A 13088-nucleotide genomic window follows, 5' to 3' on the forward strand; every position below is an offset into this window, starting at 1 on the left:
GTGCTCGACCGGCACGGCTTCGAGCCCGTCCGGGTCACCCCGACCCTGCTGCGACTGCGCAACTGCCCCTTCCACCCGCTGGCCGCCCGGGACCCCGAGCTGGTGTGCGCGGTCAACCACGCGTTCCTCGCCGGGTTCCTCGACGGGCTGGACGCGCCCACCGCCGAGGCCTGTCCCGCCCCGCGCCAGGGCGCCTGCTGCGTCGAACTGAGAGGAGCCTGACCGATGACCTATGTGATCGCCGGCGGCGGCCTGGCCGCCGCCAAGGCCGCGACGGCGCTGCGCGAGCAGGGCTACGACGGCCGCCTGGTCGTGGCGGGGGCGGAGCCGCACCTGCCCTACGAGCGGCCTCCGCTGTCGAAGTCCTACCTGCAGGGCAGGTCCGAGCGCGACAAGATCTTCGTCCACGACGCCGACTGGTACGACCAGCATGACGTCGACCTGCGGCTCGGCGTCGAGGTGACGGAGATCGACCGCGCCGCCCACGAGGTCGTCCTGTCCACCGGCGAGCGGCACGGCTACGCCAAGCTGCTGCTGGCCACGGGCGCGACCCCGCGCCGCCTTCCGGGCGACGCCCTCTACCTGCGCTCGGTCGACGACAGCGAGCGCATCCGCGAGGTGCTGGCCGGCGCCTCCCGGGTGGCGATCGTCGGCGCGGGCTGGATCGGCCTGGAGGTGGCCGCCGCCGCCCGCCTGGCCGGCGTGGAGGTGACCCTGCTGGAGGCCGGCGACCAGCCGCTGCTGCGCGTCCTCGGTCCCCGCCTCGGCGCGGCCTTCGCCGACCTGCACCGCGCCCACGGGGTCGACCTGCGGCTCGGCGTCGAGATCCAGGAGGTCGGGGACGGCGTCCTGCTGGCCGACGGCAGCCGCGTGGAGGCCGACGCGGTCATCGCCGGAGTGGGCGTCGAGCCCGACACCCGGCTCGCCGAGGCCGCCGGGCTGGAGGTCGACGACGGCGTGGTGGTGGACGCCTCGCTGCGCACCTCCGACCCCGACATCTTCGCGGCCGGCGACGTGGCCCGCGCCTACCATCCGCTGCTCGGCGCCCACATCCGGGTCGAACACTGGGCCAACGCACTCAACCAGCCCGCCGTCGCCGCGGGCGCCATGCTCGGCAGGGAGGTGTCCTACGACCGGCTGCCCTACTTCTACACCGACCAGTACGACCTCGGCATGGAGTACACCGGCTGGGTCCGCCCCGGCGAGACCGGCGACGTGGTGATCCGCGGCGACCTCGCCGGCCGCGAGTACATCGCGTTCTGGCTGTCGGGGGGCAAGGTCGTGGCCGGCATGAACGTCAACATCTGGGACGTCACGGACGACATCAAGGCGCTCATCCGCGCCGCCGCCCCTGTCGACCGGTCCAAGCTCGCCGACCCGTCCGTCCCCCTCCCGGAGACCCTGGCCTGACGCGACCCTGGCCTGACGCGACCCTGGCCTGACGCGACCCTGGCCTGACGCGACCCTGGCCTGACGCGACCCTGGCCTGACGCCCCGGCCGGCGGGTCAGCGGACGCGGAGGTCGGCGAAGAGGGCGTGGTGGTCGGAGCCGGGGACGGCGTGCACCCGCGTCGCCACCGCGTCGGCGCGGCCGTCGGTCAGCACGTGGGAGATGGCCACCAGCGGCGGGAACCGGCGCGCCGGCCAGGTCATCGACAGCCCGCGCCCCGTGGCCGCCGCCGCGTCGGTGTAGCCGGTGTCCAGCAGCCGCCGGAACGCCGCGTGGTCCAGCGTCGCGTTGAAGTCGCCGGCCAGGACGCGCGGCGGCCCGTCCGACGGGGCGGGCGGCAGGCTCGCGATCCCCGCCTCCCACTCGTCCACCGTCCACGGGACCGGCGCCACCGGGTGCACGACCACCACCTCCACGGCCGCGCCGCCGGGCAGCGCCACCTGCGCCACCGGCATGCGGTGCCCCACCGGCCGGAACAGCCCCGACCGTTCCCGCAGCGGGTGGCGGGCGTAGATCCCGCTGCCCTCAGGGCCGCGTGGCATGGGGTGGCTGACCTCGTACGGCAGCAGCTCGCGCAGCCCGGCCGCCCGCAGCCGCTCGCGCGCGGCCCAGGTGAGCTCCTGCACGCTGAACACGTCCACGTCGAGCTCCCGTACGAGGTCGACGACGGCCTGGGCGTCACCGCGGCCGCCGTTGAGGTTGGCGGTCAGCAGCCGCAGCGGCCGTCCCTCGGCCGGCGCCGCGTCGGCGACGGCGCGCGGCGCCACGAGCCAGGTCAGGCAGAGACACACCGCCAGGAGGATCGCCACGGCCGCCCGGCTCCTGGCCCGGACCGCGAAGGCCAGCGCCACCAGCGCCGCCACCGCGAAGTACGGCGTGAACGACACCAGCGGCACGAGCAGGAACCCGCTCTCCAGCCCGCCGAGCCGGATCGCCGTCCCGGCCGCGAACACCACCGCCACCACCAGGACCGGCCGCACCGCCCGAGCCCGCCGCGCCGGCCCGCCGCCGGCCTCTTCCATGAGCACGGCGACGAATCTAGGCGGCCATTCTTAAACTCCCATGAGCGTCACCACGGGAGATCACGGAACCCCTTGGCCTGAACGTCGCCGGTCCAGCGCCGCACCGGGGCGGCGGCGCTCCGGCTCACCGCCTGCCGGACCGGCTCCAGGTCAGCCCGCTCGGCGCGGTGGAGGTGCTTTCCCCCGCGATGGGCGCCGCGTTTTTGATACCCCCTTTTCCCTGCCGGTGTGATGACGGTGCGCTCACGGGTCGTCGTCCTTTATGGTGATGCGGTAATGGGCGTGGCAGTATTGCCGAGCAAGCCGGGCCAGGGGTGGGGCGGCGAAGAAATTGGGGAGCGAAAATGTCGACTTCTCGTGATTTGGGGGGTCTGACCGGAATTTCGGGTGGGGAGCTCCAGCGCGTGGGCCCGACCGCCTTGCGGATTCTGGTGGGCACACAGCTGCGCAGGCTGCGCGAGACCAGCAAGATCACCCGCGAGCAGGCCGGATACGCCATTCGCGGATCGCATTCCAAGATCAGCCGAATGGAGGGCGGGCGCAGCGGCTTCAAGATGCGCGACGTGGAGGACCTGCTCACCCTGTACGGCCTCGCCGGACAGGCGGAGCGGGCGCCGCTGCTGCTGCTGGCCGAGCAGGCCAACCAGCCCGGCTGGTGGCAGGAGTACCGCGACCTGGTCCCCGACTGGTTCGAGGAGTTCCTCGGGTTGGAGCACGACGCCGAGCTGATCCGTACGTACGAGATCCAGTACGTCCCCGGTCTGCTCCAGACCGAGCAGTACGCCCGCGCGGTCATCGCCAGGGGTCACGGCGGCGAGGCGCGGGGGCGGGTCGACCTGCGGGTCGCGCTGCGGATGCGGCGCCAGGAGTACCTGGTGGCGTCCGGCCGCAGGCTCTGGGTCATCGTGGACGAGGGTGCGCTGCGCCGGGTGGTCGGCGGGCGCGAGGTGATGCGCGCCCAGCTCGGCCACCTCGTCGAGATGGCCGGGCTGGCGCACGTCACCCTGCAGGTGCTGCCGTTCAGCGTCGAGGTCGCGGTGGGCGGGGTCGGTCCCGTCACCCTGCTGCGCTTTCCTCAGGCCGAGCTGAGCGACATCGTCTACCTGGAGCATCTCGCCGGCGCCCAGTACCTCACGAAGGACTCCGAGGTGGGCCCGTACCGCCGGCTGCTGGACGAGCTGAGCGTGCACGCGCCGCCGCCCACGGCCACGCCCGAAATCCTGCGCGAGATCATGGCGGAGCTGTAGGGCCCTACGGCTTGCGCGCGACGCCGACCAGCGCGTCCACCTCCTTGAGCTCGGCCAGCGGGTCCGGGTCGGGCCGCCAGAAGGGGAGCGAGGTGATCCCCGGCTCGACCAGCTCCAGGCCGTCGAAGAAGGCGCCGAACCGCTCCCGGCTGCGGAGGCTGTACGGGACGCCCTCTCTGTCGTTGTACTCCTCCTGGGCCTGGTCGAGGGCCTCGCCGGTGACGACGTTGACGCCGTCCCACAGGGCCAGGTAGCTGCCTGGCGGCAGCGCGTCCATCAGCCGGGCCACGAGCGCGTGCGCGCCCTCCTCGTCGCTCACGAAGCCCACGATGCCCATCAGCATCAGCGCGACGGGCTGCGTGAGGTCGAGCGTCCTGGCCGCGGCGGCGATGATCGGCTCGGGGTCGCGCAGGTCGGCCTCGACGTAGTCGGTGGCGCCTTCCGGCGTGCCGACCAGCAGGGCGCGGGCGTGGGTCAGCACCAGCGGGTCGTTGTCCACGTACACCACCCGGCAGGCCGGGTCGGCGCGCTGGGCGACCTCGTGGATGTTGTCGACCGTGGGCAGCCCCGTCCCGACGTCCAGAAACTGGCGGACACCAGCCTCAGTGACCAGATAACGCACGACACGGGATATTAAATGACGAGATAGACGAGCGATATGCACAATGTCCGGAAATGCTTGGCTGAACTGGTCGCCCGCCGCGCGATCGACGTCGTAATGGTCCTTGCCGCCGAGCCAGTAATTCCACATCCGCGCGGGGTGGGGGACGGTGGTGTCGATGCGATGGGCCTGGCCGGGGGGAGGGGACTCACTCGTCATCCGCATTCTCCTCTTACGTCGGGATACGCCGTTCAACGTAGCGCCGCCGCCCCTCCCTTTCCACCGGCCGTTCTCACAGCGCGTCGGTGCTCTGCGCGGCCTGGTACACCTCCATCGCCTCGTCACCGAAGAACGGGCCGAACATGAAGCCGGGCGCGAAGTCGTACGTGAAGCTGTTGACCGAGTTGAGCATGCCGACCCCGGTCGTCTCGTCGAACCCGAGGAACCAGCCGCCGCCGCTGGACCCGCCGGTCATCGTGCAGGGCACCCCCTGGCCCCGGGTCGCGACCGGGTCGTTGAACGCCCGCCCGCTGCAGTAGATCAGGTCGGAGCCGTCGAACGGCGAGGCCGCCGGATAGCCGAAGGCGAACATCTGCCGCTGCCTCGCCTGGTTGAACGCCACCCCCTGCCCGCCCACGACGTCGGTCAGCGTGCGTCCCTGGAGCGGCGCCACCACGGCCGCGGCGATGTCGAAGTTGATGTCCTCGCGCGCGTTCCACTGCTGCGTGGTGAGCAGCCTGGTCGCCACCCAGGTGCCGAACGGGCGCCGGCCGTTGTCGAAGGCCGGCACGAACGCCACGTTGCGGTGCGCGGCCCCGTTCAGCTTGACGCAGTGCCCGGCGGTCATCACCACGCTCTCGTTCGCGCTGGTCACGGCCGTTCCCGAGCAGGAGGCGTTGCCGCCGCCGGCGGTGGTGAAGAACAGCCGCCCGCTGGTGCGCACCACGGCGCCGCCGTCGGTCCACCGCAGGCCGCGGCTGTTGGGGACGGCGGCCCGCAGGGCGGCGCCGTCGCGGGCCGAGTCCTGGGTCGGCCCTGAGGTCCGCTCCGGGGTCCGCTCCGGGGTCCGCTCCGGGGTCCGCTCCGGGGTCCGCTGTCCCGACCGGGACGCCGTGCCCCTGGCCGCCCACGGCTCGCCCCTGGTCGGGCCGGTCGACCGGGCGGCGCGGCGGGGCGCCGCCATGGCGTCCATCGGCTGCGCGGCCAGCAGCCGCTGCGTGGTCCAGTACTGCAGGACGGCCCTGCGCTCCGACCAGGAGTCCGCGCCGGACCAGCGGACGGGCCGGTGATCGGTCGTACCGGTTGCCTGGGCCTGGGCGGCGGGGACGAGCGCGCCCGCCAGGGCGAGCGCGGCGGCGGAGATCAGGGCGACTCTGCGGTGCATGACGTACCTCCCGAAGACCGGAATCTGCCGTCATGAGGTACGCACGGGGCCGTCCATCTTCCTCAAGGCGATCGCGTACGGGTATGGCCCCGATCCGGTGATCACGGTGGCCGGTGGGACTTTGTCCAATCAGACGCGGAAGTCGGGCGGGCTTCCGGCGATTGGGCCCTCGTCGGTCGGCGTAACTCGGGTTACATTCACGTTGATTTGCCCTCACTCATCCCTCACGTTGACCGAAGGGAGAGGCATGAGAGCGAGAACCGCGATCGCGGCTGTGACTGCTGCGGCGATCCTCATGCCGGCCGCGGCCGCCCAGGCCGCCGAGACCGTCAGCGCCCCGCCCCCCGACGACCGGTTCCAGAAGGTCACCCTCAACGACCACCCCGGCGAGCCCATGGACCTGGCGGTGCTGCCCGACTCCAGGGTGCTGCACACGACCAGGAAGGGCGAGGTCTGGTTACACGACCCGAAGACCGGGCTCAACACGCTGGCCGCCGACCTCGACGTGTACCAGCACGACGAGGAGGGCCTGCAGAGCATCGCCCTCAGCCCCGGCTTCGGGCAGGGCTCCAAGAAGGACGACTGGGTCTACCTCTACTACTCGCCGCCGCTCGACACCCCCGTCGACGACCCCGCGACGCCCGACGTGAACGAGGGCGACGCCCCGTTCACCGGCTCGGCGGAGGACTTCGAGCCGTTCGAGGGCCTGATCCGGCTGTCGCGGTTCCGCCTGTCGGGCGACACCCTCGACCTGCGCAGCGAGCAGCGCATCCTCGACGTGCCGGTCGACCGCGGCATCTGCTGCCACGTCGGCGGCGACATCGTCTTCGACGCCAAGGGCAACCTCTACCTGTCGACCGGCGACGACACCAACCCGTTCTTCTCCGACGGCTACACCCCGATCGACGAGCGCCCCGGCCGCAACCCGGCGTTCGACGCCCAGCGCAGCTCCGGCAACACCAACGACCTGCGCGGCAAGATCCTGCGGATCAAGGTGAACGACAACGGGTCCTACTCGATCCCGAGCGGCAACCTCTTCCGGCGCGGCACCCCCGGCACCCGGCCCGAGATCTACGTGATGGGCCTGCGCAACCCGTTCCGCATCGAGCTGAACCGGCGCAACGGCGACCTCTACGTCGCCGACTACTCGCCCGACGCCGGGAACGCCGACCCCGCGCGCGGCCCGGCGGGCCACGGCAAGTGGACGACCGTCCGCAAGGCCGGCAACTACGGCTGGCCCTACTGCTCGACGGCGCGGCTCCCGTACATCGACTACGACTTCGCGACCGGGACCTCCGGAGAGGCGTTCGACTGCGCCGCGCCCGTCAACGACTCGCCGCGCAACACCGGGCGGCGCGAGCTGCCGCCCGTCGTCCAGCCGGACGTCTGGTACACCTACGGGCCGTCGGCCGAGTTCCCCGAGCTGGAGACCGGCGGCATCGGGCCGATGGCCGGCCCCGCCTACGCCTTCGACCCGCGGAACACGCGCGGCCGCGACGCCGTCGGCTGGCCCCGCTACTACGACGGCGTCCCGCTCTTCTACGAGTGGACCCGCGACTACGTCAAGGCGTTCCACCCGGGCGGGCGGATCGAGGACGTGCTCCCGTCGATCGTCTTCGACAACCCGATGGACCTGGAGTTCGGCCCCGACGGCGCGCTCTACGTGCTGGAGTACGGCGACGGCTACTTCCGGGAGAACCCGGACGCCCAGCTGGCCCGCATCGACTACATCGGCCACACCGGCAACCACACGCCCGTCCCCGTGGCCGCGGCGTCGGCGACGGCCGGCCGCGCCCCGCTCACCGTCCGGTTCACCAGCGCCGGCACCACCGACGCCGACGGTGACAGGCTCCGGTACGCGTGGGACTTCGACGCCGACGGCAGGGTGGACTCCCGCAGTCCCGAGGCGTCGTTCACGTACACGGAGAACGGCCTGTACAACGCCACCCTCCGGGTCAGCGACCCGAGCGGCAGGTCCGCCTCGACGTCGGTGCGGATCGTGGTCGGCAACGACGCCCCGGTCGTGGAGATCCTCCGCCCGGCCGAGGGCGACGCGTTCTCCTTCGGCGACGTGGTCGAGTTCGAGGTGCGGGTCACCGACGACCAGCCGATCGACTGCGCCCGGGTCACCGTCGACTACGTCCTCGGCCACGACGACCACGGCCACCCGCAGACCACGGCCCGCGGCTGCACCGGCTCCATCCAGACCACCGAGCCGGGCGGCCACGATCCGGAGAACGACGAGCTGACCGGGGTCTTCGTCGCCAACTACACCGACCCCGGCACCGGCGGCCTGCCCGAGCTGACCGGCACCGACCAGGTCGTCCTGCAGCCCACCCGTTAGGAGAAACCTTTCATGTGCTACGGCTACGGCCCCAGCCGGCGGTCCCTGCTCGCCGCCGGCCTCGGCCTCGGCGCGGCGGCGCTCGCCGCCGCCTCTCCCGCCGCCGCCGCGGGCCCGCACCACCCCGGCAAGCGGCGTCCCGTCCCTCCGGGCCAGATCAGCATGCAGCTCTGGACCGTACGCGACGATCTCGCGCAGAACTACGACGCCACCCTCGCCTACCTGGCGGAGATCGGCTATCCGCGCATCGAGGTGGCCCTCGGCTACTTCGGGCGCACGGCCAAGGAGCTCCGCGCGTTCCTGGACGGGCTCGGCATCCGCGCCACCTCCAGCCACGACGGCATCAGCCCCGACGACGCCGCCCTGCAGACCAAGATCGAGAACGCGCTGACCCTCGGCCAGTCCTACATGGTCGTGCCGTACCTGAACTCCGACAGCCTGGACCAGTGGAAGGCCTGGGCCGAGCGGATGAACGTCGAGGCGCGGGCCGCCCGCGAGGCCGGGCTGCGCTACGGGTACCACAACCACGCCCACGAGTTCACCATCGACCTCGGCGGCGGCCGGACCCCGTGGGACGTGCTCACCGCCGAGCTCGACCCGCGCCTGGTCCACCTGGAGATCGACATCTACTGGGCGGTCACCGGAGGCGTCGGCCGGGGCGCCCGCGACCCGGTGAAGTTCGCGATCGACGTCATCCGGCGGGCGCCGCAGCGGGTGCTGCAGTACCACGTCAAGGACCGGCACCTTGACGGCGACATGGCGGACCTGGGGACCGGGACGATCGACTTCCGGCGGGTGTTCGACGCGCACCGCGTCCAGGAGTACATCGTGGAGAACGACACCCCGGACGTGACGCCGCGCCAGACGTCCGAGGTCGGCTACCGCTACCTGCGGAAGCTGCGCTACTAGTGGGGGGCGTTCCGGGTGGATCCCGCATGGGGGTCCACCCGGGGCGGGGTTGTCCTGATCGAGACAGTTTGTGTTGATCTGTAGCTATACGCTGTCGCCCGTGACACCAGAAGTCCCGGCTCGGCTGGGCTCCCGCCGCTGGGCGGCGCTGGTCGTGGTCGGCTTCGTCGGGCAGGTCGCCTGGACCGTCGAGAACATGTATCTCAACGTGTTCCTGTACGACACGATCACCGACGACCCCGCCGCCATCGCCACGATGGTCGCCGCGAGCGCGTTCACCGCGACGCTCGCCACGCTGCTGGTCGGCGCGCTGTCCGACCGCACCGGCCGGCGCCGGGTCTTCATCGCCTCCGGCTACGTCCTGTGGGGGCTGTCCACGGCCGCCTTCGGGCTGGTCACCGTGGACACGGTGGCCGGCCTCGCGCCGGCCGCGAACGCCGTGCTGCTCGCCATGACCGCCGTCATCGTCCTCGACTGCGTCATGTCGTTCCTGGGCTCGGGCGCGAACGACGCCGCCTTCCAGGCGTGGGTGACCGACGTGACGCGGCCGGCCAACCGCGGCCGGGTGGAGTCCGTGCTGGCGATCATGCCGCTGGTGTCGATGCTGGCTGTCTTCGGCGCGCTCGACCCGCTCACCCGGGCCGGGCAGTGGCGGGAGTTCTTCCTGGTGGTCGGGTCCGTGATCACCGTGGTCGGCGTGGTGTCCTGGTTCCTCGTCCGCGACCGGCCCGACCGGCCCCGGCCCCGGACCCGCGGCGGCGTCCTGGACGCTCTCCTCCACGGCCTGCGCCCCCGCTCGATGCGCGCCAACCCCGCCCTCTACCTGCTGCTGTCGGCGTGGGCGATCTGGGGCGTCTCCACGCAGGTCTTCCTGCCGTACCTGATCATCTATCTGCAGCGCTACCTGCAGATCGAGGCGTACGCGGTCGTCCTCGGCGTGGTGCTGACCGGGGCGTCCGTCGTCACCGTCGGCTTCGGCCGGCTCATCGACCGCGTCGGCAAGGCGCGCTTCCTGCTGCCCGCGCTCGCGGTCTACGCCGCCGGGCTGCTGGCGATGCTCCCCGCGCGCGGCATGCTCGCGGTCATCGCGGCCGGCCTGGTGCTGATGTCCGGCCTCATGCTGGTCGCCGCCACCATCGGCGCGCTGGTCCGCGACCACACGCCGCCGGAGCACGCGGGACACGTCCAGGGCCTGCGGATGGTGTTCGCCATCCTGATCCCGATGCTGATCGGGCCGTACGTCGGTGCGCTCGTCATCCGGGGCGCGGACGCGTACTACGAGGACCTGGGCGTGCTGAGACAGGTGCCCACGCCCGCCGTCTTCCTGGCCGCGGCCGTGGTGCTGCTGCTGATCGCCGTCCCCGTCCTGGCGCTGCGCAAGAGAGAGGCCGCATGAGCATGCTGACCCGCTGGGGCAGGGCCCTGGACCCCGAGGCGGTCCTGCCCGAGTACCCCCGTCCCCAGTTGGTCCGCGACAGCTACCTCAACCTCAACGGCCACTGGGACTACGCCATCACCGGCGGCATCACCGGCGGCGAGGAGCCCGGGACGTACGACGGCCGGATCGTGGTGCCGTTCTCGCCCGAGGCCCCGCTGTCCGGCGTCGGCCGGCGGCTCCTGCCCGGCCAGACCCTCTGGTACCGGCGCGCCGTCACCCTGCCCGACGGGTTCGGCGACGGCGGCAGGGTCCTGCTGCACTTCGGCGCGGTGGACCAGACCTGCCGGGTGCTGGTCAACGGCGTCGAGACCGGCAGTCACGTCGGCGGCTACCTCCCGTTCAGCTGCGACGTCACCGACGCCCTGCGCGACGGCGAGAACGTGCTGACCGTCGCGGTGCGCGACGACACCGACACCGGCCACCACGCGCGCGGCAAGCAGAAGCTGGAGCGGGGCGGCATCTGGTACAGCCCGCAGTCCGGCATCTGGCAGACCGTGTGGGCCGAGCGCGTGCCCGACCCGCACGTCGAGCGGCTCACCCTCACCCCGCACCTGGCCGACTCGTGCGTCGAGGTGACCGTGCACGCCGCCGCGGGGGAGGCGCGCGTCGAGATCCTCGCCGCCGGGTCCGTCGTCGCCCGCGCCACCGTCCCCGCCGGGCGGCCCGTGCGGGTCCCGATCCCCGACGTGCGGCCGTGGACCCCGGAGGACCCCTTCCTGTACGACGTCACGGTGGAGCTGGGCGCGGACCGGGTGACCAGCTACGTCGGGATGCGCTCGTACGGGATCGGGCCGGACGCCGACGGGGTGCCCCGGCTGCTGCTCAACGGGCGGCCGTACTTCCACGCCGGGGTCCTCGACCAGGGCTACTGGCCGGACGGCCTGTACACGCCGCCGTCGGACGAGGCGATGATCCACGACATCGCCACGATGAAGCGGCTCGGCTTCACCATGCTGCGCAAGCACATCAAGATCGAGCCGATGCGCTGGTACCACCACTGCGACCGGCTCGGCATGCTCGTCTGGCAGGACCTGGTCAACGGCGGCGGCCGCTACCACCCGTTGCTGGTCACCGCCCCGGCGATCGTCCCTTTCCACCTCCCCGACAGGCTGTTCCGCAGGCCCGGCAGGGAGCGGTTCCGCGCCGAGCTGCGCGAGACCGTCGAGCACCTGCGCAACGTGGTGAGCCTGGCCGTCTGGGTGCCGTTCAACGAGGGCTGGGGCCAGTTCGACGCGGCCGGGGTCGCGGCGGAGCTGGCCGCGTTCGACCCGACGCGGACCGTCGACCACGCCAGCGGCTGGCACGACCAGGGCGCGGGCGACCTGCGCAGCCTGCACGTCTACTTCCGCCGCTTCCGCGTGCCGCGCCGCCGCGACCGGCGGGTGCTCGTGCTGTCGGAGTACGGCGGCTACGGGCTGCGCGTCGACGGCCACACCTTCAACGACCGGGCCTTCGGCTACCGGCGCTACGACACCCCCGACCGGCTGGGCGCCGCCTTCGCCCGGCTGCACGCCGACCAGATCGCCCCGGCGGTCCCGCGCGGCCTGAGCGCCACCGTCTACACCCAGCTCTCCGACGTCGAGGACGAGCTGAACGGGCTGCTCACCTACGACCGCGAGGTCATGAAACTCCCGGAGGACCTGGTCCGCGCGGTCAACCGGAGACTCACCCTGAACCGGAACCCCTGAAGGAGAACCCGTGGCGAACGCCCTGGACCTGCTCCGCGCCGACCCCAGGACCGCGGCCTGGCTCACCGGGATGGAGTCCGACGACGCGCCGGACGTCGAGCTCGTCCCGCCGGACGCCCTCACCCTGCTCGACCTGGCCGTGCCGCACGAGGACGTCAACGAGATCCTCGCGCTCACCGGGCCGATCCTGGACGACCCCGGCCTGCGGTGGCTGCTGGAACGCTGCGCCCGGCGGCTGGTGCGCGACCTGGGGGCCGCCGGCATCTCCTTCGACCTGCCGCACCTGCCCGCCGAGCTGGGCGCGGCGGGCCGCTACTTCCACCTGTACGCCTTCGTCGCGGCGCTGCCGCACGTGCGCGCCTACCACCGCGAGCACGGCGTCCCCGCCGACGTCTCCCGGCACACCCTGGCCGACCTCGGCCGCAACCTCGCCGTCCACCGCAGGCGGCACGGCGTCGGCGGGGTGATCCAGCCCTCCTGGATCCAACTGCACTTCCGCGGCGTGCTCTACCAGCTGGGCCGGCTGCAGTTCGAGCGCGCCGTCCTGGGCAGCCGGATGGGGGCGGTCGTCGCGGGCGCGCTTCCCGCCGGCCCCGGCTCGCCCTGCCTCCTCCTGCACATCCCCGACTTCTCCGGACCGTTGACGCCGGCCGCCTGCGACGACTCGCTCGCCCGCGCCCGCGCCTTCTTCCCGCGCCACTTCCCCGGCGAGCACTACGCCGTCGCCGCCTGCTTCTCGTGGCTCCTGGACCCCCAGCTCGCCGACCACCTGCCGGACACGGCCAACATCGTCGCCTTCCAGCGCCGCTTCCGCCCCGGCTACCGCAACGAGGAGCCCAACGACGCCGGGCCGATCGAGTTCGTCTTCGGGGACCCCGCGCTGACGGTGGACGAGCTGTCCCCGCGCACCACGCTGGAGCACGCCGTCGTCGCCCACCTGCGCGCCGGCGGCCACTGGTACGACGGCAACGGGTGGTTCCCGCTCTGACGGCTCACCACCGCCGC

The 13088-nt window shown here is 72.5% G+C and carries 10 protein-coding genes and 1 pseudogene; 8 read left to right on the top strand and 3 right to left on the bottom strand.

Annotation, left to right across the window (positions count from 1 at the left end; all coding sequences use genetic code 11):
* Positions 1–222: pseudogene (locus OUY22_RS02150) on the top strand (transcriptional regulator); the annotation flags it as partial.
* A 3-nt stretch (positions 223–225) separates the two neighbouring features.
* Complete coding sequence (locus tag OUY22_RS02155; RefSeq protein ID WP_270152982.1) at positions 226–1410, top strand: NAD(P)/FAD-dependent oxidoreductase; 1185 nt, start codon at positions 226–228, stop codon at positions 1408–1410.
* A 96-nt stretch (positions 1411–1506) separates the two neighbouring features.
* On the opposite strand, the gene OUY22_RS02160 is transcribed toward OUY22_RS02155, so the two are convergent.
* Positions 1507–2472, bottom strand: a complete 966-nt coding sequence (locus tag OUY22_RS02160; RefSeq protein WP_270153075.1) for an endonuclease/exonuclease/phosphatase family protein — start codon at positions 2470–2472, stop codon at positions 1507–1509.
* Between the two features lie 431 nt (positions 2473–2903).
* Here OUY22_RS02160 and OUY22_RS02165 point away from each other — a divergent pair, with 431 nt between their 5' ends.
* Positions 2904–3719 (top strand): helix-turn-helix domain-containing protein, encoded by an 816-nt coding sequence (locus tag OUY22_RS02165; RefSeq protein ID WP_270152983.1) that lies wholly within the window; start codon positions 2904–2906, stop codon positions 3717–3719.
* Between the two features lie 4 nt (positions 3720–3723).
* Here the strand turns inward: OUY22_RS02165 and OUY22_RS02170 are convergent, their stop codons facing one another.
* On the bottom strand, positions 3724–4539 hold the full coding sequence (locus tag OUY22_RS02170; protein WP_270152984.1) for an SAM-dependent methyltransferase: 816 nt from the start codon (positions 4537–4539) through the stop codon (positions 3724–3726).
* 73 nt (positions 4540–4612) lie between these two features.
* Complete coding sequence (locus OUY22_RS02175; protein WP_270152985.1) at positions 4613–5704, bottom strand: trypsin-like serine peptidase; 1092 nt, start codon at positions 5702–5704, stop codon at positions 4613–4615.
* Between the two features lie 247 nt (positions 5705–5951).
* Between OUY22_RS02175 and OUY22_RS02180 the strand changes: the two genes are divergently transcribed.
* The 5 genes from OUY22_RS02180 (at position 5952) to OUY22_RS02200 (ending at position 13071) form a co-directional block, all read left to right on the top strand.
* Positions 5952–8048 (top strand): PQQ-dependent sugar dehydrogenase, encoded by a 2097-nt coding sequence (locus OUY22_RS02180; RefSeq protein WP_270152986.1) that lies wholly within the window; start codon positions 5952–5954, stop codon positions 8046–8048.
* Between the two features lie 12 nt (positions 8049–8060).
* Positions 8061–8957, top strand: a complete 897-nt coding sequence (locus OUY22_RS02185; protein ID WP_270152987.1) for a sugar phosphate isomerase/epimerase family protein — start codon at positions 8061–8063, stop codon at positions 8955–8957.
* A gap of 100 nt (positions 8958–9057) precedes the next feature.
* The gene (locus OUY22_RS02190; RefSeq protein WP_270152988.1) at positions 9058–10353 is read left to right on the top strand and encodes an MFS transporter; all 1296 of its coding nucleotides are present in this window, start codon (positions 9058–9060) and stop codon (positions 10351–10353) included.
* Positions 10350–12083 carry a glycoside hydrolase family 2 protein gene (locus tag OUY22_RS02195; RefSeq protein WP_270152989.1) on the top strand — a complete coding sequence of 578 codons (1734 nt, stop codon included), beginning with the start codon at positions 10350–10352 and terminating at the stop codon, positions 12081–12083. Before OUY22_RS02190 ends, OUY22_RS02195 begins: the two co-directional genes overlap by 4 nt.
* Positions 12084–12093: 10 nt before the next feature.
* Entirely contained in the window at positions 12094–13071 is a 978-nt protein-coding gene (locus OUY22_RS02200) for an acyltransferase domain-containing protein (RefSeq protein WP_270152990.1), read from the top strand.
* Positions 13072–13088 lie beyond the last annotated feature (17 nt).

The sequence above is a fragment of the Nonomuraea corallina genome (assembly GCF_027620315.1).
GTDB lineage: Bacteria > Actinomycetota > Actinomycetes > Streptosporangiales > Streptosporangiaceae > Nonomuraea > Nonomuraea corallina.